General features: G+C 67.9%; 24 protein-coding genes. 9 read left to right on the forward strand and 15 right to left on the reverse strand.

Annotated features, from left to right (window positions below):
• Window positions 1-14 precede the first annotated feature (14 nt).
• Together CGK74_RS04115 and CGK74_RS04120 are read right to left on the reverse strand one after the other, a co-directional pair.
• Complete coding sequence (locus CGK74_RS04115; protein WP_094267217.1) at window positions 15-1,088, reverse strand: metal-dependent hydrolase; 1,074 nt, start codon at window positions 1,086-1,088, stop codon at window positions 15-17.
• Between the two features lie 28 nt (window positions 1,089-1,116).
• Window positions 1,117-2,715 carry a bifunctional aminoglycoside phosphotransferase/ATP-binding protein gene (locus CGK74_RS04120; protein WP_094267218.1) on the reverse strand — a complete coding sequence of 533 codons (1,599 nt, stop codon included), beginning with the start codon at window positions 2,713-2,715 and terminating at the stop codon, window positions 1,117-1,119.
• 163 nt (window positions 2,716-2,878) lie between these two features.
• Here CGK74_RS04120 and CGK74_RS04125 point away from each other — a divergent pair, with 163 nt between their 5' ends.
• A complete protein-coding gene (locus CGK74_RS04125; protein ID WP_094267219.1) occupies window positions 2,879-3,430 on the forward strand; it encodes a flavin reductase family protein in 552 nt (183 codons plus the stop codon).
• Here the strand turns inward: CGK74_RS04125 and CGK74_RS04130 are convergent.
• Together CGK74_RS04130 and CGK74_RS04135 are read right to left on the reverse strand one after the other, a co-directional pair.
• The gene (locus tag CGK74_RS04130; RefSeq protein WP_094267220.1) at window positions 3,374-6,562 is read right to left on the reverse strand and encodes an AAA family ATPase; all 3,189 of its coding nucleotides are present in this window, start codon (window positions 6,560-6,562) and stop codon (window positions 3,374-3,376) included. The genes CGK74_RS04125 and CGK74_RS04130 overlap by 57 nt on opposite strands.
• Window positions 6,559-7,722 carry an exonuclease SbcCD subunit D gene (locus CGK74_RS04135; RefSeq protein WP_094267221.1) on the reverse strand — a complete coding sequence of 388 codons (1,164 nt, stop codon included), beginning with the start codon at window positions 7,720-7,722 and terminating at the stop codon, window positions 6,559-6,561. The genes CGK74_RS04130 and CGK74_RS04135 overlap by 4 nt, the downstream gene beginning before the upstream one ends.
• A 354-nt stretch (window positions 7,723-8,076) precedes the next feature.
• Here CGK74_RS04135 and CGK74_RS04140 point away from each other — a divergent pair, with 354 nt between their 5' ends.
• Both CGK74_RS04140 and CGK74_RS04145 read left to right on the forward strand, forming a co-directional pair.
• Window positions 8,077-8,496, forward strand: a complete 420-nt coding sequence (locus CGK74_RS04140; RefSeq protein WP_094267222.1) for a hypothetical protein — start codon at window positions 8,077-8,079, stop codon at window positions 8,494-8,496.
• Between the two features lie 276 nt (window positions 8,497-8,772).
• Window positions 8,773-9,084 (forward strand): BON domain-containing protein, encoded by a 312-nt coding sequence (locus tag CGK74_RS04145; protein WP_094267223.1) that lies wholly within the window; start codon window positions 8,773-8,775, stop codon window positions 9,082-9,084.
• A gap of 90 nt (window positions 9,085-9,174) precedes the next feature.
• Here CGK74_RS04145 and CGK74_RS04150 read toward each other — a convergent pair whose 3' ends face one another.
• Window positions 9,175-10,467 (reverse strand): phospholipase D-like domain-containing protein, encoded by a 1,293-nt coding sequence (locus tag CGK74_RS04150; protein ID WP_206186173.1) that lies wholly within the window; start codon window positions 10,465-10,467, stop codon window positions 9,175-9,177.
• Window positions 10,468-10,985: 518 nt separating this feature from the next.
• Between CGK74_RS04150 and CGK74_RS04160 the strand changes: the two genes are divergently transcribed.
• Complete coding sequence (locus CGK74_RS04160) at window positions 10,986-12,356, forward strand: CHASE3 domain-containing protein (RefSeq protein WP_094267226.1); 1,371 nt, start codon at window positions 10,986-10,988, stop codon at window positions 12,354-12,356.
• Window positions 12,357-12,379: 23 nt separating this feature from the next.
• Here the strand turns inward: CGK74_RS04160 and CGK74_RS04165 are convergent, their stop codons facing one another.
• The 7 genes from CGK74_RS04165 to CGK74_RS04195 all read right to left on the reverse strand — a co-directional run bounded on the left by CGK74_RS04165 (window position 12,380) and on the right by CGK74_RS04195 (window position 16,293).
• Window positions 12,380-12,778 (reverse strand): response regulator, encoded by a 399-nt coding sequence (locus CGK74_RS04165; protein WP_094267227.1) that lies wholly within the window; start codon window positions 12,776-12,778, stop codon window positions 12,380-12,382.
• Between the two features lie 14 nt (window positions 12,779-12,792).
• Window positions 12,793-13,428 (reverse strand): response regulator, encoded by a 636-nt coding sequence (locus CGK74_RS04170; protein ID WP_094267228.1) that lies wholly within the window; start codon window positions 13,426-13,428, stop codon window positions 12,793-12,795.
• A gap of 126 nt (window positions 13,429-13,554) precedes the next feature.
• Entirely contained in the window at window positions 13,555-13,719 is a 165-nt protein-coding gene (locus tag CGK74_RS04175; RefSeq protein ID WP_094267229.1) for a DUF1328 domain-containing protein, read from the reverse strand.
• A gap of 72 nt (window positions 13,720-13,791) precedes the next feature.
• Window positions 13,792-13,989 carry a CsbD family protein gene (locus CGK74_RS04180; RefSeq protein WP_094267230.1) on the reverse strand — a complete coding sequence of 66 codons (198 nt, stop codon included), beginning with the start codon at window positions 13,987-13,989 and terminating at the stop codon, window positions 13,792-13,794.
• 105 nt (window positions 13,990-14,094) lie between these two features.
• Window positions 14,095-15,201, reverse strand: coding sequence for a sensor histidine kinase (locus CGK74_RS04185; RefSeq protein WP_094267231.1), 1,107 nt, complete (start codon window positions 15,199-15,201; stop codon window positions 14,095-14,097).
• Between the two features lie 10 nt (window positions 15,202-15,211).
• Complete coding sequence (locus CGK74_RS04190) at window positions 15,212-15,904, reverse strand: hypothetical protein (RefSeq protein WP_094267232.1); 693 nt, start codon at window positions 15,902-15,904, stop codon at window positions 15,212-15,214.
• Complete coding sequence (locus CGK74_RS04195) at window positions 15,901-16,293, reverse strand: response regulator (RefSeq protein ID WP_165770037.1); 393 nt, start codon at window positions 16,291-16,293, stop codon at window positions 15,901-15,903. Before CGK74_RS04195 ends, CGK74_RS04190 begins: the two co-directional genes overlap by 4 nt.
• 303 nt (window positions 16,294-16,596) lie before the next feature.
• On the opposite strand from CGK74_RS04195, the gene CGK74_RS04200 reads away from it, so the two are divergent.
• The 3 genes from CGK74_RS04200 (at window position 16,597) to CGK74_RS04210 (ending at window position 20,250) form a co-directional block, all read left to right on the forward strand.
• Window positions 16,597-16,989, forward strand: coding sequence for a hypothetical protein (locus CGK74_RS04200; RefSeq protein WP_094267446.1), 393 nt, complete (start codon window positions 16,597-16,599; stop codon window positions 16,987-16,989).
• Window positions 16,990-17,141: 152 nt separating this feature from the next.
• Window positions 17,142-18,548 (forward strand): diguanylate cyclase, encoded by a 1,407-nt coding sequence (locus CGK74_RS04205; protein WP_094267234.1) that lies wholly within the window; start codon window positions 17,142-17,144, stop codon window positions 18,546-18,548.
• A 76-nt stretch (window positions 18,549-18,624) separates the two neighbouring features.
• Window positions 18,625-20,250, forward strand: a complete 1,626-nt coding sequence (locus CGK74_RS04210) for an ABC-F family ATPase (protein ID WP_094267235.1) — start codon at window positions 18,625-18,627, stop codon at window positions 20,248-20,250.
• Here the strand turns inward: CGK74_RS04210 and CGK74_RS04215 are convergent, their stop codons facing one another.
• From CGK74_RS04215 to CGK74_RS04225, 3 genes are all read right to left on the reverse strand, one after another.
• Window positions 20,251-21,018, reverse strand: a complete 768-nt coding sequence (locus tag CGK74_RS04215) for a 3'-5' exonuclease (protein ID WP_094267236.1) — start codon at window positions 21,016-21,018, stop codon at window positions 20,251-20,253.
• A gap of 10 nt (window positions 21,019-21,028) precedes the next feature.
• On the reverse strand, window positions 21,029-22,906 hold the full coding sequence (locus CGK74_RS04220) for a DUF294 nucleotidyltransferase-like domain-containing protein (RefSeq protein WP_094267237.1): 1,878 nt from the start codon (window positions 22,904-22,906) through the stop codon (window positions 21,029-21,031).
• A 125-nt stretch (window positions 22,907-23,031) separates the two neighbouring features.
• Complete coding sequence (locus tag CGK74_RS04225) at window positions 23,032-24,663, reverse strand: BCCT family transporter (RefSeq protein ID WP_094267238.1); 1,632 nt, start codon at window positions 24,661-24,663, stop codon at window positions 23,032-23,034.
• Between the two features lie 246 nt (window positions 24,664-24,909).
• Between CGK74_RS04225 and CGK74_RS04230 the strand changes: the two genes are divergently transcribed.
• A complete protein-coding gene (locus tag CGK74_RS04230) occupies window positions 24,910-25,299 on the forward strand; it encodes a PTS sugar transporter subunit IIA (RefSeq protein WP_094267239.1) in 390 nt (129 codons plus the stop codon).
• Between the two features lie 41 nt (window positions 25,300-25,340).
• Window positions 25,341-25,610, forward strand: a complete 270-nt coding sequence (locus tag CGK74_RS04235; RefSeq protein WP_004257833.1) for an HPr family phosphocarrier protein — start codon at window positions 25,341-25,343, stop codon at window positions 25,608-25,610.

Consider the following 25,610-nt stretch of genomic DNA (forward strand, 5'->3'; position numbering starts at 1 on the left):
GAGGCACGGCGTGTTCAATCCATCACCCAGCGCAGGCCGCCCAGTTCGCGCTCGAACAGGCGCCAGCCGCCCTCACCGCCGCACAGACCGTAGCGGAACGGTGTGTTGTCACGCCCCGGCGTCATGAAGCGCAGGTCCACGAAATTCGCGCACAGCAGGCCCGAGGGACCGTTCTCGACGTGGTCGAGCACCGGGAACATCGCGAACCAGCGATAGAAGGCAAAATCCTCCGCCTGCCACACCTTCTGCGCGAGTTCGCGCGTGCCGTTGTCGCCGAAGCGCTCGCGCACCTCCCACTTCGCCATCGCCACCGGCTGGTAGGGCGCCGAGAAACGGCGGATGAAGTTGTCGTCGGCGCCCGCCACCAGGGGTTCGCTGCGCCGGGTATTGATGTGGGCGTAGTGGTAGCGCTCGCCGTCGAACACGATCGCGGTCCAGTTGAAGGGTGAAGCCGGGCGCGGCGCGGCATCGACCAGCACCGCCTGGATACCCTCGCGGGCGGCGTAATCGCGCGCGGCCTCGATCGCCTCGCCGCGCCCGACCGCCTGCACCCCCACCCAGCCAGCCAGCAGGACCAGCGCGGTCGCCGCCGGCACGCGACTGCTGCGCCACAGCGCGCTCACGACCAAACCGGCGAGAATGATGCCGGTGAAGGGCAGGTCGATGATAAAGGTCGTGCCCCAGCCGAAACGCCGATCCGAGAACGGCGACAGGATCATGGTGCCGAACTGGGTGATGAGGTCGCCCACGATGTGCACGAAGATCGCGCTGCAGACGACGAGGTAGAAGGACCGCCACCCAGCCCCGGCCCGCCCACCGCGCTGCCAGAAGCGCGCCAGCAGCCAGGCGATCATCAGCCCCCACAGGGGCAGCAGCACCAGCGAATGGGTCACGCCGCGGTGGCCGCGCAGGTAGGTGAGCTCGGACACCCAGCCGAGCACGAAGTCGAGATCGGGGAAGGTCGCGGCCACGGTGCCGGCGACCACCATCTGCCACACCGGCGGCTGCGCCGTGGCGGTCTGCGCACGGCGTCCGGCAAGCACGCGGCCGACGAGGGCGCCCGAAAGGGCATGGGTCAAGGTGTCCATCGAGTCCTGAAAGTCTTTGCTTGGCGTTCTATCGATCTGCCGTTCCGGCCGCCGGCCACAGCCGACGGAGCGAGTGCATCAGCACGCGCCAGTCCGGCGCCGAGCGGGTATCGATCGACAGGACGCGTGCGAGTTCCTCCTCTTCGAACGGTTCGCGCGCGCGAAGTTGCGCATCGAGCACCGCAACATCGGCTTCGGAGGCGTCCTTGCCCGCTTCCGCACGGCGGCGCACCCGCTCGCGCAGCACCTCGGAGGGAGCATCGAAGGCGAGGATGACGAAGGGTACGCCGAGCGCATCGGCCAATTCGGAAAGACTGCGGCGCTGCGCACGCTTGAGGAAGGTCGCGTCGAGCAGCACCGGATAGCCTGCCGCCACGACCGCACGCGCCAGCTCGGCGAGCCGCGCATAGGTACGCGCGGTCGCCTCGGCGGAATACAGCCCACCGCCGAGCGCCGACCCGCTCGCCACCTCGGCATCGAGTCCGAACAGGCGCTTGCGCTCGACGTCGGCACGCACCCGGATCACGCCACACTGTTCCACCAGCGGCTGCGACTGGCTGCTCTTGCCCGAACCTGACACGCCGCTGGCGATCAGCAGGGCCGGCGCCGTCGGCCGCGCCTGGGCCGCCGCCAGCGCGAGGTAGCGCGCACACTCGGCCACGCTCTGCGTGCGCGCCTCGCCGTCGACCTGGCTGGCGCGGATCGCCGCGATCTTGGCCCGCACCATCGCGCGGTAGCTCACATACCAGGGCAGCAGCCGCAGGCCGGCGTAGTCGCCGCTGCGCTCCAGCCAGGCGTTGAGGAAGCGGTTCGCCAGCAGATTCCGCCCGCGCAGCTGCAAGTCCATGACGAGGAAGGCGATGTCGGCCACGACGTCCGTCCACCGCAGTTCGGCGCTGAACTCGATCGCATCGAACAGACGCGGCTCGCCTTCGAGCACGATCAGGTTGCCCAGGTGCAAGTCGCCGTGGCATTCACGCACCCGGCCTTCCGCCAGACGGGCATCGAACACCGGCGCCAGCATCACCGCCTGCGCTTCGGCCCAGGCCTCCACCCGCGCCAGTTCGGCCAGCAGCGCCGGATCCTCGATCCGCTCCCGCACCTGCGCGAAGTTCTGCCGTACCGGCGCGAGCACCGCCGCCGCATCGCCAAAACCCTCGCCCGGCTTCGCCACCGCCGCAGCCGCATGAAAGTCCGCCACATGGCGCGCGAGACGGTCGAACAGCTCGGGTGTCAACGCCCCCGCCGCCAGCCGATAGGCCAGCAAGGCCGATTGCTCGAAACGGCGCATGCGCACCAGATAGTCGTCCGGCCCGGCGCCCGCGGCTGGCGGGTCGCCATCCACGCGCACGCCCTCCCCGACACGCCACACCGGCACCACCGCCTCATACAGTTCCGGCACCGTGCGCCGGTTCAGGCGCAGTTCGGCCTCGCAGGCCTCTCGCCGGCGCTCGACGGTGCTGAAATCCAGGAATCCGAGGTCGAGCGGCTTCTTCAGCTTCCAGGCGTAGTCGCCGGCCAGCAGCACCCACGAGATATGGGTCTCGATCAGTTCGACCCCTGCTTCAGAGCCCGGCAGCACACCGGGTCGCATCAGCGCCTGCACCAGTCCGTCTTCGTCCCTCATGGCCGCGACCCTCCTTCTTGGCACTTGCCATGTTAACTGACCGATGTTGCCGCCATGCGCCTGCGCACCCACCTCGCCGTGGACAAATGCGGAACGGACGGGAATGATTCACGACATGCGCCCCCCCCCCCGCAGGCGCGGCGCAACGACGGGAGAACCCCCGATGCAGCCACTCGATCTGGGCAAGGCCTTCACGCTGATCGAACCGGGACCGGTCATCCTGGTGACGACTCACGACGGACAGAAAGCCAACATCATGACCCTCTCATGGACCATGGTGATGGACTTTACGCCGCGCTTTGCGATCACGACCGGAGAATGGAACTACTCCTTCACGGCGCTGCGGAAGCATCGCGAGTGCGTCATTGCCATCCCCACCGTTGACCTGCTGGACAAGGTCGTCGGCATCGGGACCTGCTCCGGGGCGGACATCGACAAGTTTTCCCGGTTCGCGCTCACCCCCGTGCCTGCCCAATATGTCCGCGCGCCCCTGATCAACGAGTGCCTCGCGAACATCGAGTGCAAGGTCATCGACATCATCGAAAGGCACAACATCCTGGTGCTGGAGGGGCTTGCCGCCCACTTCGATACCGCACGCGAGGAGAAACGCACGATTCACGCGGTCGGTGACGGCACCTTCATCGTTGACGGGCAAACGCTAGACCGCAGGGAGATGATGGCCGCCAAGCTCCCGCCGGGCATCCGGGCTCACTGACTCATAGGCGGGGCCCCGCACCCGGCTCCCCCTCACTCCCTGCACCACCTCGATCGCCACGTCGATCTGCTGCTTCATTTCCTCGACGTGGGAGATCACGCCCACCGTGCGGCCGCGCTGTTGCAGGTCGATCAGGGCCTTCATCGCCATGTCGAGCGCCTCCGGGTCGAGGCTGCCGAAGCCTTCGTCGATGAACAGGGTGTCGAGCTGCACGCCGCCGGCGTAGGCCTGGACCACGTCGGACAGGCCGAGCGCGAGCGACAGCGAGGCCATGAAGCCCTCGCCGCCGGACAGGGTGCTGGCGGGCCGGGTACGGCCGGTGTATTCGTCGAAGACCTCGAGATCAAGGCCCGCAGCGCGGCGGGCGTCGGCCACGTCCTCGCGCCGCTGCAGCTGGTAGCGGCCGCGGCTCATGGCCGACAGGCGCAGCGAGGCCGCGCGCAGCACGTCGTCGAGCAGCGCGGCGAGCACGTAGCGCTGAAAGGTGAGGTTGCGCCCGTTGTTGCCGTTGGCGATGTCGGCGAGATGGCCGACGACGCGGTACTCGGCCTCGATGGCGCCGGATTCGCGCGCGATCTCGTCGAGGCGGGCGAGCGTGTCGGTGACGGTGCGCAGCTCGCTGCGGGTCTGACCGATGCGATCGACCACCGCTTCGACCTGGACGCGCGCCGCCGTGGCGCGGGCGGCGAGGGCGGCGAGGTCGGGACGGAGCAGGCCGGCGACCGCCTGCGCAGCGCGTCCGGCGCGTTCATGGGCCGCGGCGCGACGGTCGTCGGCATCACGGACGGCGGCCTCGAGCGCCGTGATGCGCTCGGGCGACAGCAAGGCCGCGCGCCAGGCGGCTTCACCCTGATCCACCGTGCCCTCATCCGCCCCGCCCGGCCAGAAGCCCGCCGCCTGCAAGGCCCCGACGAACTGCTGAGCGGCCTCGCCGACGCGCACCTGTGCGGCCTGCGCGCCCTCGGCCAGCGTGGCGTGCTGCGCGCGCAGCGCGGCGGCCCGGCTGGCGGCTTCGCCCTGGGCGGACTGCGCCTGCTGCAGCGCGCGCTCCAGACGCTGGCGCGTGTCCTGCGCCTGGGCGATGCCCGCCTGCAGCGCGGCGGGGGTACGCAGGGCGTCAGGCACACCAGCGCGACGCTCGTCGGCCACGTGCTGTGCGGCACGCGCGGCGCTGGCAGCCTCCGCAGCCTGGGTGCGGGTGTGTTCGCCAACGATTGCGGCGTTGGCGAGTTCGGCGTCCGTCGTCTGCAGTTGCGCACGCAGGGGTTCGAGTTCGAGCGCGGCCGCGCGGGCGGCGTCGAGCTGCCGCCTGAGTTCGGCGGCGTCGGTCGCGGGAGTGCCTTCCGCCACGACCGATTGGGGGTGTTCGGGCGCAGCGCCGTCGGCGGGCTGCGACTCAACGGGCTGCAACTCGGCCGCGCGCGTGGCGACCTCGGCCGCCGCCGTGGCGCGCGCCAGTTCAGCCGCGTTGAGCGCCTGACGGGCCGCATCGAGCGCCGTCTCGGCCTCGCGCGCAAGCTCGGCCGCGGCCTGCAGCGTCTGCTCGGTGGGCAGCTCGCCTTCGTGGCGGGCAGGTGACGGGTGCGCCGCGCTGCCGCACACCGGGCACGCCTCGCCATCATGCAGGTGAGCGGCCAGGATCGCGGCCTGTGCCTGGCGCCAGCCGGCATCCAGCGCCGCAGCCTTGGCGCGGGCTTCGCCTGCAGCACGCTGCGCGGCGTCATGGCGGGTTCTCGCCTTGGTCTCCTCCGCCTCGCGGCCGGCAAGCTGCTTGCGCGCCGCGGCCAGTGCAGCGAGCGCCCGGGCGCGCTGCTCGGCCTGCTGCAGGCGTAGTTCGAGCGCAGCGCAATTGCCGGCAAGCGGTTGCAGAGCCTCGATGCGCGCAGCGAGCGTGGTGCGACGGGTGGCAAGCGTCTGCTGCGTGGCCGTGGCGGCGGCGAGCGCCTTGTCGGCAGCAATGCGCGCCGCCTCGCTGCGGGCGGCTTCGGCCTCGGCCTGAGCCAGCCGGGCGACGGCTTCGGCCAGGCCTTCGAGGCGCAGCAGCTCGCGCTGGGCTGCCTCGCGTTCGGGGGCGCGGGCGGTCTCGGCCTGCAGCGCAGTTTCAGCCTGACCCAGGCGGTGGACGGCCTCGGCGGCGTCGCGCGCGGCTTGGGTTTCGCGCTGCCGGGCCTCGTCGGCACTGCGGCGTGCGGACGCCAGCGCGGCGTCCGCCGGCAGCACCTGCAAGGCCCGGCGTGCCTGTTCCAGCCGCAGGCGCTGGGCGTCGAGTTCGGCCTTGCCGGCCTCGAGTGCCTGCAGCGCCGCGGCGGCGGCGGCCGCTTCGGCGAACTGGGCCTCGACCGCCTGACCGTGCTGCAGCGCGGCCCGCGCGGCGGTGTCTTCGGCCCGCGCCTGCTGCTCGGCGTCGCCGAGCGTCACCAGCTGGCCCTGCAGCGCGTCACGCCGGGCGACGAGCGCGTCCATCGTGTCGACGCCCGCCTGGCCGAGCAGGGTCTGGCGCTGCAGCGCGGCCTTCTCGCCGCGTTCGCGCAGCGCGGCTGCCTCGGCCTTGAGGGCGTCCTGCAGGCGCTTGTAGGTGGCCGTGCCGAACAGGGTCTCGAGGATCTTCTCGCGCTCGGCCGAACTGGCTGCCAGCAGCTTGCGGAACTGGCCCTGCGGCAGCAGCACGACCTGGCGGAACTGATCGGCCTTGAAGCCGAGCAGGTCCTCGACCAGGGCGGTGACCTCGGTGGTGCGCTGGGCGAGCGGAACCCAGTCCACGCCATTGGCATCGAGGCGGAACAGTTCCGCCTTCGCCGGTGCATTGACCACGCCGCCGCCACGCTGCGCGGCGCGGGTCTGCTCGGGCACGCGGCGCACGCGGTAGCGCTGCGCGCCGAGCGCGAATTCGAGCTCGACCTCGGTCTGCAGAGCCGCGTCTGCATGGTGGCTGCGCATCTCGCGCGCGCTGCGCTCGCCGCCCGAGGTGTCGCCGTAGAGCGCGTAGGTGATGCCGTCGAGGATGGAGGTCTTGCCTGCGCCGGTCGGGCCGGCGATGAGGAACAGCGCGCCGGGCGGCAGACGGGTGAAATCCACTTCCTCGCGGGTGGCGAAGGGGCCGAAGGCCTGCAGGCTGAGCTTGAGTGGCTTCATGCGTGGCGCTCCTCGCGTTCCATGCGCGCCACGAGGCGATCGAGCACGCCGCGGCCGGCCTCGTCCAGCACCATGCCGGTGGTTTCAAGGTGAAAGCTGGCGAACAGGTCCTGCACGCGGATGCGGCGATGGTCGGCCGCTGCCCTGCCTGGCCCATCCCCGACCAGCGCGGGTCGTTCGATGGCGAGCGCATTGGGATAGGCGGTGCGCAGCTTGCCCATGGCGTCGAGCAGGGCGCCGGTATCGGCCAGGCGGGCGAGGATGTAGTCGTCGCGGCGCGGATCGGTCGCTGCGGCAGCGAGGATGGCGTCGAGTTCGCCGTCGACGATGCGCAGGTCGCGGCGCGGCGTCAGCGCCAGGCGCTCGATGCGGCAGGCGCCGGCAGCATCGAGTTCGACCAGGTTCACCGACTTGGCGTGGTCCGCTTCCGAGAACGAGTACTTCAGCAGCGAGCCGGAATACTGTATGCGCGCCTCACCGACCTGTTGCGGCTGGTGCAGGTGGCCGAGCGCGACGTAGTCGAAGCCGTCGAACAGCGCCGCCCCCACCGCGCCACTGGCCCCCACCGACAGCGGCCGCTCCGACTCGCTCTCGCTGCCGCCGAGCACGAAGGCGTGCGCCACCACCACGCTGCGCGCGCCGGCCGGCTGCGCGGCGCGCGCGGCCCGCAGTTGTGCGGCCAGGGCCGCATGGTGCGAGTCGATCGCCGCGGCGTTCTCATCGTCAGATGCAGGCATCGCCGCACGCACCACCGCCGGCTCCGCATAGGGCAGCGCGTGGATCGCCACCGCGCCGTGGGCGTCGTGCAGCACCAGCGGCTTCGGGTCGGCCTCCACCGGGCCCCGCACCGTCAGCCCCGCGCCGCCGAGCAGGTCGGCGCCGAAGGCGAGGCGGTCGGGACCGTCGTGATTGCCAGCGATCATCACCACCGGAATGCGCAGCCCCCGCACCAGCTCGGTCAGGACCATGTCGAGCAGGCGCACGGCCTCGGCCGGCGGCACCGAACGGTCGTAGATGTCGCCGGCGAGCAGGATGGCATCGGGTCGCGTGTCGGCGGCCACGCGGACGAATTCGCCGAGTATGTGGGCCTGGTCCTCGAGCAGGGAAACGCCGTGATAGACACGGCCGAGATGCCAGTCGGCGGAGTGGAGGAAACGCATGATGTCTCGTTGGCGGGAAAGTGCGACGGGGCCTGTGCGCCCCCCGCTGCCGGCGACTCAGCCAGTGCGCCTGGCGCTTCGGGAACGGCGAGAGGGCAAGGATAAGACACTTTGCGGCGTGCTCCATCGGCCGCAAGCCTTCGACGGCTTGCCGGACGACGTTCGGCAGGATGGCGCCGGCATCGCCCTGCAGCGCGCGTCAGCGTCGTCCGACGCGCGGATCAGACCTTGTCCAACAGACCCGCCCAAGGCCCCTGCATACCATGGTCTCCGCAGCCAGACGAAACGGCTGATGAACAAGGACTCCAGCGCGTTGCGCCCCGGAGCCGAAACCACCTCAAGGAGATCACGACAATGAAGATCCTCAACACCAACAAGCTCGCCCTCGCCGCCCTGGTCGGCAGCCTTGCACTCACCCCCGCCGCGTTCGCCGCCGGTACGGCTGCGGATGCCCCGCAGAAACGCGCGGTCACCGCCGAGAAGGCCGGCGAGCGCGGCAAGCTGTCAGCCGACGAGAAGGCGCGCCTGGAACAGGCACTCGGCACCGGCCAGGACCGCAACTACTATCGTCCGGCGCTCGAGAAGATGGGCTACACGGTCACCTCGGTCAATGACAGCGACGCCGATCATCTGGAAATGGAAGTGGTCAAGGGCGACTACAGCTACGAGGTGAAGGTCGATTTCGACAAGACAAGCCGCAAGTCGACCAAGGTCGACGTGGCTGCCAATCTCTGGGAAACCGAGGCCACTGAAAAGGCCAAGGGCGAGAAGTAAGTCTCCTCCCTCCGGTGCTGGGGGAAGCGACTCCCCTCGCTCCCCTCACTGCATCGGTTGCGGCCGGGTCGGAAACGACCCGGCCGTTTTTGCGTGAACCGGCTAGACCCGACTTGGCCCACGCCACCGGGGTCCGGAGGCCGCCGCGCTGACAGAATCGTCCTACAGCAGGATCCGTTTCGTCGGACAGTGCGGTGCAGGGCGGCTGTCTATATTTGAGTTGCATCCCGCTCGCGGGGAGACCCGCTACAACAAGCAACCCACCAGGAGTCCATCATGAAGCACACTGCCGCCACTCTCGCCCTGTCCGGCCTGCTGGCCTTCACTGCCGTCGGCTGCGCCGTGACGCGCGACCAATCCACCGTGGGCGAGTACGTCGATGACGCCACCGTCACCACCCGAGTCAAGGCGAAGTTCGCCGAGGATCCGACCGTCAGCGCGATGTCGATCAGCGTCGAAACGCTGAAGGGCACCGTCCAGCTCTCCGGCTTCGCCAAGAGCGCCGCCGAGCGCACCCGCGCCGGCGAGATCGCCCGCAGCACCCCGGGCGTGAAGGCGGTCAAGAACGACATCGCCATCCGCCCGTAAGCACGGCGAAGGAAACGCGAGACAGGGGGAGCGATCCCCCTTTTTCGCGTTCACGCGCAGCGCCGGTCACAGGGGCTGCGGCGCGCCGTTTCAGAGCCAGTATTCCCACAGACGCCCGAAGGACTCGATCAGGCGCCGACCGATCCCGCGCTGGTCCCACGTCGCCGAATCAAGCTCGTCGGCATGATCGAGATCGACCGCGAACAGGTCTTCCATGGACCGGCCGAAGTCGCGGCCGAGGATCACCGCGTTGAGTTCGTCGTTGTGCAGGAAACTGCGCCAGTCGAGGTTGGACGAGCCGACCGTCGCCCACACGCCGTCGATCACTGCGGTCTTGGCGTGCAGGAAGGCGTCTTGGCGCTCGAAGATGCGCACGCCCGCCGCCAGCAGCGCGGTGTAGTGCGACTGGCCGGCGCGCAGCACCAGGCGAGAATCGCTCCTGCCCGGCAGCACCAGCACGACTTCCACGCCGCGCGCGGCCGCGTCCTTGAGCGCCTGCAGCAGCTGCGGATCGGGCACGAAGTAGGCCATGGTGATGTGGATGGTGTCGGTCGCCCCGGCGATGGCGGCCAGCAGCACGCGGTAGAAGCGGCTGGTCTTTTCGTCGGCCGCACTGTCGATGACAGCGACGAGGCGCTCACCGGGCGCGGGGGGCGTGACGGCGGCGGCATCGATGTCGGCCAGCGGCCCGGCCTCGCCCTCGCACCCTTGCTTGCGCCAGGTTTCACCATGAAGACGGACGAATTCGCGCACGGCAGGGCCTTCGATGCGGACATGCGTGTCGCGCCAGCCGTCTTCCTCGGGCGGTCGCGAACGACCGCCACGCGAACCAAAGGAAGCAGAGGAATACACGCTGCTGACGTTGAGGCCGCCGGTAAAGGCGACACGGTCGTCGATCACCAGTACCTTGCGGTGGTCGCGGTGGTTCAGGCTCAGGAAGCCGGTGGCGCGCCGTAGCGGGCTGACCGGGTTGAATTCGCACACGGCAACGCCGGCCTGGCGCAGCTCGTCGAAAAACGCCGCCGGCGTCGCGAACGAACCCACGCTGTCGTAGATCAGGCGCACGTCGAGCCCTTCGGCACGCTTCCTCAGCAGCACGTCGGCAATGCGACGGCCGACGTGCTCGCCTTCGAAGATGTAGGTCTCGAGGAGGATGCGACGGCGGGCGGCCTCCAGGTCGCGGAACATCGCGTCGAAGGTGGCGGGTCCGTCGACCAGCAGGTCGACCAGGTTGCCGGCCGACAGGGTCTCACCGGCTTCGCGCAGCAATCCGAGGTGACGCTCGAACTGCGCTGCGCGCCCTTCGTCGCGGACCTCGCGCAGGCGCCGTGCACTTTCGCGCAGCGGCTGCACGCCGTCGCGGCCCTCGAGCGGCGTGGTCATGACGGGCGAAGCGCCTGGGGACGCGGTGGCTACAACTGGAACGGCCGGCAGCGCGCTGCTGCACGCAGCGAGGAGCACGGTGCACAGCCCGGCCAGGAGCGTCCCTGCCGCCCCATCCAGGGACGCGCATCGGGTCGCATGGCCGCGCTGCGACCGCGCGCTGGTCGAGCGCTGCCGCCGGCGCGCGGGGCATTCATTCGAGGAGATCGGCGAGTTCATCGACGTGCTCTTCCTCGGTGGCGAGGATGCCTTTGAGCATGGCGCTGTTCACGGGGGTGTCTCCTGTCAGGGCTAGGGGAAGGTCGCAGGTCGCTTCGACGGGGAAACCGCCCCGCGGCACACTCGCCTCATCCTCCCGCTCCAGGGGGCCCGGGTGTGTCGGCGTTTCCGGAAGGCCGTGTCGGACAATTCCTATTTCGCCGCTGCAGGAGCCATTCCCCGCCCTTGGCCACCCATCGATCGGCAACATCCGCTATAAAGTCCCTTCCGGCCTGCCGATCGCGTCACGGAGAAGCGCCTTGTCCCGTCCGTCGTCCATCCTGCCCCGCACCTCCACCCTGCTGCTCCTGGTGGTGCTGGTGCTCGGCTTGGCCTTGGGCGTGGTGTGGCTCCTGACCGCACAGCGACAGTCCGAAACCAGCCGCGAGGCCTTGCAGCAACTTCAGGCACGGTCCAGCCGTATCGCCCAACTCGACACCCTGCTGGTGCACGTACTCGATGCCGAATCGGGCGTGCGGGGCTTCATCAACAGCAACAATCCGGTGTTCCTGACCTCGTACCAGGACGGCCGCGCCGTTGTCGACAAGTCCCTGGCCGCACTGAAGACCAGCGAGTGGGAAAATGCCGCCCAGCGCAGCAGCCTCGATCAACTGGCCCTGCTGATCGAGGCACGCTGGAAGGTGATGACCCAGGCGCTCGAACAAGGCGCCCTGCCCAAGGCGGACGGTCCGACCGGCGGGATCGGCAAGGAGCTCACCGATGACATCCGCAGCATCATCCTCGGCTTGCGGGCGCAGACGGTGGAACAGATGAACGCGACGATCGTGGCCTCGTTCGATCGTTTTGCCGAAGCCCGCGGCACAAACATGGTGCTCGGGATGGGCGTGCTCGTGCTGCTGCTGGCGATCATCGTGCTGCTGTACCGCCAGGACCGCCTGCGCGATCGACTGGCCGCGCTGCTGCAGTCGGAGAACACGCGCCTGCAGGCCGAGGTGGAGGCGCGCACGGCGGACCTGAGCAACCTGGCCACCTACCTGACCAACACGCGTGAGGCCGAGCAGGAACGCATCGCACGCGAGCTGCACGACGAACTCGGCGCCCTGCTGACAGCCGCCAAGCTGGACGCAGGCTGGATCGCGCGCAAGCTGCCGGCTGACGCCATGGCCCCGCTGCGCGACCGCTTCGATCGCCTGCTCGATACGCTGAGCCAGGTCATCTCGATCAAGCGTCGCGTCGTCGCCGACCTGCGTCCGCCGCTGCTGGCCGATCTCGGCCTGATCGAGGCGCTGCGCTCGCTGGCGCAGTCGGGGATGGTGGGCGAGAACGAGGGCCGGATCGAGCTGGACCTGCCGGAGACCCTGCCCGAACTGCCGGCCGACGTATCACTGGCGCTCTACCGCATCGCGCAGGAGGCGCTCACCAACGTGCGCCGCCACGCGCGCGCTACGAAGGTGCGCCTGCAACTCGCAACCGGGCCGCGCGAGATCGTGTTGCAGGTGGAGGACGACGGCATCGGCTTCGACCCATCGGTGGAGCGGCTGAACCGCCACGGCCTGGCGGGCATCGCCCACCGTGTTCAGATGCTGGCCGGCCGTCTCGACATCGCCAGCCGCCCGGGACACGGAACGCGCATCGAGGCGCGCATGCCGCTGAGCGCGGCCACGGCATGAGCGTTCACACCGCCTGGCGGGAGTCAGTGGCGCGGCACGGCCGCCTGGATGAAGTCGAGCAACTCGTCCATCTGGAAGGATTTGTCGAAGAAGTGCTCGACGCCGAGCGCGCTACAGCGCGCACGCACGGTACTGTGACCGTAGTTGGAGAACACCACCGCCCGCGGCCGGCCGAAGCGCTCAGGCTCGGCCTTCAGGCGGCTGAGCACGCCCAGCCCGCTCCCCTGGCGCAACTCCAGATCGACAATGGCAACATCGGCCTGATGCTGTTCGAGCTCGGCCAGGGCGCCCTGTTCGTCGTCGGCGTCGGCAACGACCTCGACGCCGTCGAGCTCGGCCAGCATGTCCCGCAGCATCGCGCAGAGGATGGGCGAGTCTTCGATGAGGACGACGCGAAGGGGGCGGGGGGCGGGCTCGGCCATGGTGGGAGAAAGGGTCATTCCAGGATGAGCCCGTGGCGCAGGGCATAGGTGGCCAGTTCGGCGTTGCTCGACACGTCGAGCTTTTCCAGCAGGCGGGAGCGATAGGTGCTGACCGTCTTGACGCTCAGGTGAAGGAGCGCAGCAATGTCCGACACCGATTCGCCGCGTGCAAGCCGCAGGAAGACCTGCAGTTCGCGATCGGACAGTTTCTCGTGCGGCGCGCTGGCGCCACCGCCGGTCAGTTCCTGCGCCAGCAGTTCGGCAGTGCGCGGCGACAGGTAGCGGCGCCCCTGGGCCACCGTGCGGATCGCATTCACCAGCTCCTCACGCGTGCAGTCCTTGCACAGGTAGCCATCGGCGCCGTTTCGGATCATCGCCAGCGCGTAGCGGTCCTCGGGAAAGCCGGACAGCACCAGGATGCGGAGCTTGTCGTAGCGCTGGCGCGCGGCGCGCAGCACGTCGACACCGCTCTGCCCGGGCAACGAGAGGTCGAGCAGCAGCACGTCGGTTGCATGCTGGCGCAGGCCCTGCAACGCTTCCTCGCCGGAAGCGGCCTCGAACGGGAACTCGAAGCCCAGCTCGTCGGCAAGCATCTCGCGGAAGCCTGCACGCACGATCTGGTGATCATCGACGATGGCGATACGCAACATGTCCGGTAGTCCGATTCGTGATCCAGCGGTTGAAGAATAGCCGAGAGGCCGGTTGCCCATCCAGGCACCGGCCTTCGGCGATCACCCCGCGCCGGCGTCGAGCGGGCGCAGGGACGGCATCGGGCGTCATCGTCCCTTGGCGAGATTGATGAGGAAGCTGGCAACGGCCATCACCAGGAACACGACGAACAGGATCTTGGCGATGCCCGCGGCACCGGCGGCGATGCCGCCGAACCCGAACACGGCGGCGATCAGGGCAATGACGAAGAAAATGACAGCGTAGTGCAGCATGATGTTCTCCTTTGTCGGAAGACCCGCCGGGCGCGGGCCGCGGCAGCGACCGCCCGGCGGTGGATGGGAGCCTCAGAGACGGCTCTCCCACTCCTTCACCTGCTTCTCGGCCTCGTCACGGGTAACGCCGTAGCGCTCCTGCACGCGACCGGCCAGCTCGGTGCGACGGCCCGCGATGACGTCGAAATCGTCGTCGGTGAGCTTGCCCCACTGCTGCTGGACCTTGCCCTTGAGCTGTTTCCAGTTGCCTTCGATGATGTCCTTGTTCATGGCTGTTCTCCTTGGGGTTGAGAGTGCAGCGTGCTGCCTGCTGCGAAGTGCGTGCCGCTGTTCGGCTCACGGCTCCACTTTAGGCAAGCCCCCCTGCCCACCCCATCAGCCCGCTCCGAAACCCGCGTCGGACGATTCCGACACCCCGCCGGCGCGCGGCAGGGTGACGCTGACCACGGTGCCGATCTCCTGCGCGCTGCGCAGCTCGACGCGGCCGCCATGCAGGGTGACCAGCTGGCTGACGATATACAGCCCGAGCCCCACGCCCTGCCCCGTACTGCCGCGCACGAAGGGGCGGAACGCACGCGCACCCAGCCCGGCCTGCATGCAGCCGGCGTTCTTCACCGCAACGCGGACCGCGTCTGGTGCCGTCCCATCCACCTCAACGACAACATCCTGGCCCTTCTCGCCATGCTTGAGCGCATTGCCCATGAGGTTGGACAACACTTGCCCGAGTGCCCCCGCATCGCCGACCAGATCGACCGCGCCATGGGTGTACAGCACGATCCGCCCCGCATGCTCCGGCCCGCTGAATTCGTCGACGATGTGGCGCGCGATCGCGCCGAGGTCCACGCGCTCGAAGCGCGTCTTGAGGGTACCCGCGCGCAGGCGCGCCGCATCGAGCAGGCGCTCGACCATCGACGCCATGCGCTGCCCGCTGACACGGATGCGCTCGGCGGTCTGCATGACCAATTGCGGGTCCTGGTTGCGCAGCAGCAACTCTGCGCCGGTGGCCACCGCGGTCAGTGGATTGCGCAGGTCATGGCTCAGCACCGCGGCAAAGATCTCGTTCATGCGCAGCGCCTGCGCCAGTTCATCGAGCCGCCGCCGCTCGTGGTACAGGGCAACGAGCACATCCGCCTTGCACGCGAGGATGTCGGGATCGACCGGCTGATGGAGAACCTCGGTCGCGCCGCTGCGATAGGCCTGCACGGTGCGCGGACCGTCCCACCCCGCGGGCGCGAGCAGCACCAGCGGCAGGTCGGCGGTCTCCGGCTGTTGCCGCAGCAGGCGTGCGAACGCCAGGCAATCCATGTCCAGCGACTCCGCATCGGCGAGGACGAAGGCGAAATACTCGTCGCACAGGCGGCGAAGCGCTTCGACCGCGCTCGCGACAACCTCCAGGTGGCGCCCCGGCTGTGCGAGGCAAGCCCGGAGCCGGGCGTCTTGCGCGCCAGCAGGGTCGACGACGAGGATGCAGACGACACCCATCGCAGCAGGCTCAGATCGCAGGCGGCGCAGCGAGATGCAGCGTCCCGGCTGCGAACTGCGGTTCGAAGCGCGCGTCGAAGCGGCGGCACAGCGCCGTGACGCCGTCCGGGCTCAGGCGGTCGCGATCGGGTACCAAGCCGGCTTCCGACAGACCCGTCGTCTCGCTCGCATCACCGACCTCGAAGCGCCACTGCACACGCACGCCGTCCCCGTCCGCAGCGCACTCGACCACGAGACGTCCGGACGGCGGGGCCTGATCGAGGGCGAGCAGGAAGCCCGCCTGCAGCAGCAACCTGAGCGGCTGGGCGGGGTAGCAGGCCGAGCCGGTCGCATCGCTGCCAAGTTGCTCGATGGAAATGCCGCGCTCGGAAAAGGACAGGCCAAAGCTCGAAACCGCTGCCGACAGCGCGTCACCCAGCCTCAGCGACATCTCCTCCTGCTGCTCGATCCAGCCGATGGTCGATATCTGCACCGCGCGCAGCGCATTGAGCGCGGACAGCACTTCGTCAACCGCCCCCAGCATCCTGCCCGGATCCGGCGCATCGCCCTGCAGCTGCCGCCTCATCATCTGCAGGCGCATGCGCGGAATCAGCAGCGCGCCCGCCAGGTCATGCCGCAAGGGCGATGCCATGCGGCGAAGGATCGCCAGCAGCGTCGTGTCCGCCGCGGCCTGCGCGGCATCGTCGAACCCGGCGCCGCTCACGCCGACAGTCTCCCCGATCGGCCGACGCCCCCGGCGAGCACCGCCTGCAGGCGATCGATGTCAAAAGGCTTGGGCAGGACTTCGTCGAAGCCGGCCGCCAGGATGCGCGCGCAGTCATCCGGTGCGGAATGACCGGTCAGCGCAACAAGCCGGATCTCGCGCCCTGCCGCCTGCTCCCTGACCCAGCGTGCCAGCTCGCAGCCGTTCAGGTCGGGCATCGAGATGTCGAGGACGGCCAGCTGCGGCCAGTCCCCCGCGATGGCCGCGCGTGCCTGCCGCCCGTCATAGCAGGTGCGGACCGCATGACCGAACGACGCGATGAGCTCCGACAGCAGGTCGGCAATCTCGCGGTTGTCATCGGCAACGACGATGGGGCTGGAATAAGTCAAATGGATTCAACCTGATGCAGGAGATGCCGCGGCGCGGCGATCGCATTGTTTTACACCATTGACGCGGAATCGGCATGCGTAAAAGTGTATCCGGCTGGCATCCGGTGCGAGGAGCGGAGCCACCGGGCCGTCGGACGCGGACTACAGCCATCTCGTCGGCGTCCTGCATCGGCATCGGGCGACGCCGACAGGATGGCGCCGCTCGCCTTGGCACACTGGCCTCACACCGATGCCCGCATCGATCGCGCCATGCAGCGCGGTCCGGCGACAGAAGTCGGTCCCCCTCAGACCAAGGAGATCAACATGAAGATCCGTCACGCTGCCATTCTGACCTCGATGATGCTGGCCCTGCCGATGGCGGCCAGCGCGGACCTCGACAAGGCGGTCGAAAAGCGCGCCGAAGCCCAGTACGACGCAGCGAAGAAACGCGCTGAACTCGAGTACGACTCTTCCAAGGAACGCTGCCGCGCCCTGGATGGCAACGCCAGGGACGTGTGCGTCAAGGAAGCCGAGGCCGCACACACCCACGCCATGGCGGACGCCGAGGTCAAGCGCAAGGCGGCGGAGGCGCAGGCGGATACGCTCGAAGACCGCGCCGAAGCCAACTACAAGGCCGCCAAGGAGCGCTGCGACAGCCTGAGCGGAAGCGCGAAGGATAGCTGCCTGGCCGATGCCAAGGTGCTCTATCGCCAGTAGGCGTGCCCACGCATTCCGCTGCTCCGGTGTCGGGGCCGACCACAGTCAGGGTCGGCCCCGACACGTTGTGGGCGGCGATCACGCCCTGCATCCAACAGAATGCGCTGATGTTGCATGGCAAAATACGGGGTTGATTCGAGTCGACCATAAAAATGTACAAACTGCTGCCCCCAGAGACCACCGAGACGATCGAGAACGACTGGCTCACGCTGTTCGACCAGGCGCCGCTCGGCGCACGCACTGCCGTGCGCGACATCATCGCGGCCCATCGCGAGGCGATGGCCGACGCCTTCTACGAACGCATGATGCAGGACCCGGAGGCGCGCACTTTTCTCAGCAGCGAGGTGGTGCATGAGCGCCTGCATGCGTCCATGCAGCGCTGGCTGACGACGCTGTTCTCGTGCGAAACGCGCGAGCAGTTCCTGACCGCAATGGCAATGCAGCGCCATGTCGGTGAAGTGCATTCGCGCGTGGACGTGCCGGTCAATATCGTCGCCCGCGGCGCCCGCGTGCTGAAGAACCGGATCGGCAACCACCTTGCGCGCAGCCCCCTTGGGCGCGACGAACTGGTCGAGGCGGTGATCTACGTGGACAGTCTCATCGATCTCGCTTTCGAGGTCATGAGTTCGGCATTCGTCGCCTCGCACGAGCGCACCGCACGCATCGACGAAGCCTACCGCTCGTTTTCATCCGGACAGAACATGTCGCTCGAACGCGAGCGCCAGCGCTCGGCCCTGCTGGATTGGGAGAACCGCTTCCTGCAGGCGGTCATGACCGGCCTGCCCGGCGACGAACTGCCGCGTGTCAGCAGTTCGTCCTTCGGCCTGTGGATGCAGCACAAGGCTTCGGCCGTATTCCGTGGCGCATCTGAACTGACGGCGGTGCGCACGCTGATGCGCTCGGTCGACGAAACCCTGCTGCCGCTGTGTGCGCAGCAGCTCGGTGCGGGCAACATGAACGAGGTACGGCACCTCCTCAAGCAGGTTCAGGCGGAGGTCGGCGAACTCAAGTTCCTGATCGAGAGCATGTTCGAGCACCTCGTCGACCTCGAGTCGGGCAAGGACGCCCTCACGCAGTTGCTGAACCGCCGCTTCCTGCCTGCGATCCTGGCGCGCGAGTGCGAGATCGCCCGCACCGAAGGCAAGCCCTTCGCGCTGCTGCTGATCGATGTCGACCACTTCAAGCACATCAACGACGCGCACGGCCACCAGGCGGGCGACCGGGTACTGCAGCAGGTCGCCGCGATCCTGCAGAACAGCGTGCGCTCGGGCGACTTCGTGTTCCGCTATGGCGGCGAGGAGTTCCTGATCGTGCTGGTCGAGATGGACCACACCCGGGCGATGCGGGTGGCGGAGAAGATCCGCACGCGCATCGCGGCCGAGACGCTGCTGATCTCGAACGGCGGGCAACTCAACGTCACCGTCAGCCTTGGCGTGGCCATGCATGACGGCCATCCCGACTACCAGCGCCTGGTCAATCGCGCTGACAGTGCCCTGTATCGCGCCAAGCAGGGCGGGCGCAACCGCTGCGAGCACGACAGCCTCGAAACGAAGTCCTGAGGCAGCGACGCGGCACCAGCGCCCTTGCCTGCGCTATAATGCAAGGCTTTGTTTTATCTGAAAAACAGGATTTTCCGTGCTCGTCGCAGCCAACATCACCATGCAGTTCGGGGCCAAGCCCCTGTTCGAGAATGTCTCCGTCAAGTTCGGCGACGGCAACCGCTACGGCCTGATCGGGGCCAACGGGGCCGGCAAGTCGACCTTCATGAAGATCCTGTGCGGCATCCTCGAACCCTCCGCCGGCAACGTCTCCAAGGACGTCCATGAGCGCATGGCCTACCTGCGCCAGGACCAGTTCGCGTACGAGGACATGCGCGTGCTCGACGTGGTGATGATGGGCCACGAGGAGCTGTGGGCGGCGATCAAGGAGCGCGACGCGATCTACGCCAACCCGGATGCCACTGAGGACGACTACATGCACGCCGCCGAGCTCGAGGGCAAGGTGGGCGAATACGACGGCTACACGGCGGAAGCGCGCGCGGGCGAGCTGCTGCTCGGTGTCGGCATCCCCACCGAACTGCACAACGGCCCGATGAGCGAAGTGGCCCCCGGCTGGAAGCTGCGGGTGCTGCTGACCCAGGCGCTGTTCGCCAACCCCGACATCCTGCTGCTCGACGAGCCGACCAACAACCTCGACATCAACACCATCCGCTGGCTCGAGGACGTGCTCAACAACCGCGACTGCACGATGGTCATCATCTCGCACGACCGCCACTTCCTGAACCAGGTCTGCACCCACATGGCCGACCTGGACTACGGCACGATCACCATCTACCCGGGCAACTACGACGACTACATGGAAGCGTCGACGATGGCGCGCGAACGCCAGTCGTCGGCCAACGCCCGCGCCAAGGACAAGATCCAGGAACTGCAGGCCTTCGTGCGCCGCTTCTCGGCCAACAAGTCCAAGGCCAAGCAGGCCACCAGCCGCCTGAAGCTGATCGACAAGCTGAAGCCCGAGGACGTGAAGCCGTCCAGCCGCCAGTACCCATGGATCCGCTTCGACTACGACGAGAAGGACAAGCTGCACCGCCTGGCCTGCGAGGTGGACAACATCAGTTTCGCCTACGAGGGCATGGAGAAGCCGCTGATCAACAAGTTCTCGATCGCCCTCGAGGCCGGCGAGAAGGTCGCGATCATCGGCGAGAACGGCGTCGGCAAGACCACGCTGATGAAGCTGCTGATGGGCGAGCTGCAGCCGCAGAAGGGCGCCATCAAGTGGGCGGAGAAGGCGAAGCCGGGCTACTACGCGCAGGACCACTCGGCCGACTTCGCCGAGGACATCAGCCTGACCGACTGGATCGCCCCCTACTCCCGCATCACCGCCGCGGCCACCGGCGAGGACAACGAGACCCTGCTGCGCGGCACGCTCGGCCGCCTGCTGTTCTCGGGCGACGAGGTGAAGAAGTCGGTGAAGGTCATCTCCGGTGGCGAACAGGGCCGCATGCTGTTCGGCAAGCTGATGTTGTCGCGTCCCAACGTGCTGCTGATGGACGAACCGACCAACCACCTCGACATGGAATCGATCGAGTCGCTGAACACCGGCCTGGACAAGTTCAACGGCACGCTGATCTTCATCTCGCACGACCGCGAGTTCGTGTCCTCGCTGGCCACGCGCATTATCGAGATCAAGCTCGATCACCAGATCGTCGATTACCGCGGCACCTACGAAGAGTACCTGTCCTCGCAAGGCCTGGAGTAATCACAGCCACAATTCGCGCAGCGGCGTGTCCGGCGAGAACCGATGCGCCACCTGCGCCTGCAGCAGTTCGGCGGTGGCGAGCGCATCGGTCAGCGCGTGATGTGCGCGGTAGCGCGGCAGGCGGTAGCGCGCGCGGCTATCGGCGAGCCGGATCGACACCGGCTCCGGCTTGCGCCCGAACAGGCGGGCGAGCAGGCCGGGCGCCGGCTGGCGGTGCAGCCGTGCCTCCAGCGCCATGGTGTCGATGACCGGGAATTCCAGCCCTTCGCCAATCCGCGCCTTCAGTGCGAGATCGAGGAACGTCCGCTCGATCTCGCGGCAGTGTACGACGACCGCGCGGCCGGCAAGGGTCGCGAGCAGATCATCGACGATCTCGCCAAGATCGGGTGCCGTATCGATCTGCGCGTGCGTGATGGCATGGATCGTCACCGACTCCGGCTGCAACTCAGCGCGCGGCCGGACCACCCAGTAGCGCGAGGCACTGGAGGCGATGCAGCCGAGCGTCATCGGCACCACGCCGATGCTGACGATCTCGTCATGCGCCGGGTCGAGACCGGTGGTCTCGACGTCGAGCGCCACCATCGGCACGTCCTTCAGCACCGTATCGCCTGAAGGCACCCCACACGCGTAGAAGGCCCGCAGCCGCGGGTCGCCCGCGCCAGCCGCCAGATCGATGAAACGCCGCGGCCAGTCGAGCGCGCCCGACGGGTCGCCCGGCCTGCGCGGAGCGCGCCCTTGCGCACCTTTCAGATCCCCCAGATGCAGCATCGGGCCGCCCTCAGTTGGCCCGCCCGGGCTGGTAGCGGTACTTGAGGAATTTCTGCGCATTGCCCAGGATGAGGAAGGCGTCGCGCAGGCTCTTGCGCTCGAATTCCGACAATTTCTCCGGGTCGATGCTGTTGTCCGGCTCCTCGCCTGCGGCGAGCGACTCCGCCTGGTGGCGGGCGCGCACCATGGAGATGAACTCGAGCGCGTCGTACAGATCCTGCCCGCGGCCCAGCGGCAGGATGGCGGCGTCGATGATGTCCTTCAGGCGCTCGAAGGAGTTGATCGACGCCGAACCGATCGCCAGCGCATGCACACGGATCAGGTCGGCCAGCGGCGCGGTGCCGCGGCGCTTGATGTTGATGACGCGCGTGTGGCGGCCGTCGGACTCGACCACGAAATCCTTGAAAAAACCCAGCGGCGGCGTTCGCAGCAGCGCGTTGCGCGCCATGCAGGCGAGGAAGCGCGAGTTGCCCTTCGCCTTGCGCGCAACGAGTTCGCGCAGCTGCGCCGCCCACTCCACCCGCCCCCACACGCCATCGAGGTCGAAGAAGATGCCGGCGTTGAGGAGCGACTCTGGCGTCGGCCGCTCGATCCAGTCGGTAAACGTGCGCTCCCACACGCGCAAGGGCTGGCGCCATTTCTCGTTGGTCGCCATCACGCCGCCACTGCAATAGCTGTAGCCGCAGCGCGCCAGCCCGTCGCTGACGAAGGCGGCGAGCGCCTTGAAATAGACGTCGTGACGGACGGGGTCGAAACGGTTGTCGAGCACCAGCGCATTGTCCTGGTCGGTGACGATGAGCTGCTCCTGCCGCGCCATCGACCCGAGCGCAAGGAAGCAGTAAGGCACCGGTGGCGCACCGAGCTCGGCCTCAGCCAGCTCCAGCAGGCGCTGCTTGAAGCTGCGCCCGATCGCGGCCATTGCGCTGCCCACCATGTGCGAGCTGGCATCCTCACCCAGCATTCGCACGAAGCAGGCGCGCACGTCCGGCACCAGCGCGGCGAGTTCGTCCACCGACTGCGCACGGAAGATGCTCCCGACCACGAACAGGCTGTTGCGCGACTCATAGCGAATGATGTCCGACAGGGCGATGATGCCGAGCGGACGCTGGTTCTTCATCACCGGCAGGTGATGCACGTTGTGCCGCAGCATCGCCAGCATGGCTTCGAACACCAGCTGGTTGTGAGCCACGGTGACCACGTCTGCGGTCATGATGTCGGCCACTGGAATGTCGTATCCAAGGCCTGGCGCAAGCAGACGGGTGCGCAGGTCGCGGTCGGTGAGGATGCCCGACAGCAGGGGCAACTCGGGCACCTGCGGGTTGTCGTCGACGATCAGCAGCGAGGACACCCCTTCCTCGGTCATTCGCTGCGCCGCCTCGCGCGCGCTGGCACCGCTCCCCAGCGTGACGGCTGGCCGGCCGACCAGGGTGTCGACCGTGGCCGACATCAGGTCATTGGCGTCCTCGCGCCGCGACATGACCTGGCGCAGCCGCGTGCGGTCCTCGATCTCGACCTGGTCGGCAAAGGCCTCGTTGTTCTCGAACAGCTCGAGGAACACCGGCTGCGGAATCAGGTACAGCAGCGTATCTTCCAGCGCCTGCACCGGGAAACGCACGCGTCCGTGACGCAGCAGGCCGAACTCGCCGAAGTAACCGCCTGCAGTCAGGCGGTTGTACAGCGTGCCGTTGCGGCGGAAGACCTCCACCGCGCCACTGCGCACGACATGCCAGTACTCGGCCGGCTGGCCGAACTCGACGATCTGCTCGCCGGCCTTGTAGTAGCGCACGTCGACCGCAGTCGCCACACGCTGCAGCACCTCTTCCGGCAATTCGTCGAAGGGAGGATGGGCGCGGAGGAAGTCGAGGATCTCGAGTTGTTCGACCTGCATGGGTTCGATCCGTGGAGAGGGAGCTTCGATGAGGGGGCGCCGATGAAGGGAAGCCGGAAAACGGCGGACCCGCCTCACGGTGCGACCATACACCGTGATGGCGGGTCCGGCCCATCTGGCGGGAGTCAGGCCGCGCGCGGCTCGGACGCCAACCCCTTGATGATCGCCATGCTCGCCACCAGCAGCACCACGGTAAAGGGCAGGCCGGTCGACACTGCCATCGCCTGCAGCGCCACCAGGCCGCCGCCCAGGATCAGTGCAATCGCCACCAGACCTTCGAACACGGCCCAGAACACGCGCTGCGGCACCGGCGCATCGACCTTGCCGCCAGCCGAGATGACGTCGATGACCAGCGAGCCCGAGTCGGACGAGGTGACGAAGAACACCACCACCAGCACGATGGCAATGAAGGAGGTGATCTGCGCCAGCGGCAACGCATCGAGCATGGTGAACAACTGCAGCGGCAACTCCGCCTTGCTCGCCGCCTCGTAGCCGTCGCGGACGAGCTGGGTGATCGCGGTCTCGCCAAACACCGTCATCCACAACACGCAGGCCAGCGAGGGCACGATCAGCACCGACACGATGAACTCGCGCACCGTGCGCCCACGCGACACGCGGGCGATGAACATGCCGACGAAGGGCGACCACGAGATCCACCACGCCCAGTAGAAAGCCGTCCAGCCTTGCGAGAAGTTGGCATCCTCACGCCCGACCGGGCTCGACAGCGCCGGCAGGTGCTGCAGGTAGGCGCCCAGGTTGGCGAAGAAGCCGGTGACGATATCGAGCGTCGGGCCGACCAGAATCACGAACAGCATCAGCAGCAGCGCCAACGCCATGTTGATCTCGGACAGGCGCTTCACGCCCGCATCCAGCCCTGCGACCACCGACACCAGCGCGATCGCGGTGATGCCGATCACCAGCAGCACCTGGGTGGTGTCACCCAATGGCACGCCGAACAGGAAATTCAGCCCGGAACTGGCCTGCGCCGCACCGTAGCCGAGCGAGGTCGCGAGGCCGAACAGTGTCGCCAGCACAGCAAGGATGTCGATGAGGTGGCCGGGCCAGCCCCACACGCGCTCGCCCAGCAGCGGGTAGAACACCGAACGGATCGTCAGTGGCAGACCCTTGTTGAACGAGAACAGCGCCAGACCGAGGGCCAGGATGGCGTAGATCGCCCACGGGTGCAGCGCCCAGTGGAAGATCGTGGCGGCCATTCCGAGGCGGGTCGCGGCTTCGGCATCGCCCGCCGCAGCGCCGAGCGGCGCCCAGTCGGTGCGCACGCCGTTCTCGACTGCCGTGCCACCCATTGCGCTGCCGAAGTGCGACAGCGGCTCGGAGACGCCGAAGAACATCAGACCGATACCCATGCCCGCGGCAAACAGCATCGAGAACCAGCCAAGGTAGGAGTAGTCCGGCGTCGCCTCCGTGCCGCCGAGGCGCACCTTGCCCAGCGGCGAGAACGCCACGACCAGGCACACCAGCACGAAGATGTTGCCCGCGCCGAGGAAGAACCAGTCGAGATTGGACGTCAGCCAGCTCCGCATGCCGCTGAACATCGGCTCCACCTGATTCTGGAAGGCCAGCGTCAACACGACGAAGGCGACCACGAGCAAGCCCGAGATGGCGAAGACGCGGTTGTGGATGTCGAGCCCGAAGGGGCCGACATTGACGATGATGTTGTCCTGACCGACCTGATAGTCGGTGTCGATGGGGTTGACGGCCCCGTCAGGGATCATTGGATCCTTCTTGTCAGTCATTGGCACTCCTGCAGGCTGCCCGATCAGGGGCATTTCTCGTTTGTGGAATATTTCAGCAAATATATTCTAACAAATGCAGTTCGTACCTCAAAGCAAGATCTTTGTTCAAGATCATGGACTTGGCATCTCGACTTGGCGCTTGTCATTATTCGCCCACCTCTCCAAGCTCCCTCGAAGCCCCGCGCACAGCCAGGCCATGCGGCGTCCCCATCGGCTAGAATCGCCAGCGGAGAAAAGCGAGACGACATGATCGGAATCTTCCTGATAACCCACGGCACGCTCGGCGAATCGCTGATCCAGTGTGCCTGCCACGTGCTCAACAAACGTCCGCCACAGATCGTGCAGCTCGGCCTGTCGGCGCAGGACGACCCGCTCGACATCCTGCCGCAGGCGCGGCAGATGCTCGGCTGGGCCGACAGCGGATACGGTGTGCTGGTGATGACCGACATCTACGGCGCCACGCCGTGCAACGTCGCCGCCAAGCTGATCGAACCCGGCCGCGTCGAGGCAGTCGCCGGCGTCAACCTGCCGATGCTGCTGCGGGTGCTGACCTACCGCGAGCGCGACATGGACACGCTGCTCAAGCGCGCGGTATCCGGTGGCTGTGACGGCGTGCTGCACATCGAATCAACCTAGGCGCCTCAGAGCGCGCACAAGAACACTGCGGGGAGCACACCATGCCGAAGGCGGACGCCGAGATCATCAACAAACTGGGCCTGCACGCCCGCGCGTCCGCCAAGCTGACGCAGCTCGCCAGCAGCTTCCCCTGCGAGGTCTGGCTCGAGCGCAATGGGCGGCGGGTCAACGCCAAGAGCATCATGGGCGTGATGATGCTGGCGGCCGCCCGTGGCAGCACGATCACCATCGACACGGCCGGCGAAGATGCCGACAAGGCCCTTCAGGCCATCCAGGACCTGATCGCGGACAGGTTCGGCGAGGGAGAATAG

The organism is Thauera propionica (assembly GCF_002245655.1).
In the GTDB taxonomy this organism is placed as follows: Bacteria; Pseudomonadota; Gammaproteobacteria; order Burkholderiales; family Rhodocyclaceae; genus Thauera; species Thauera propionica.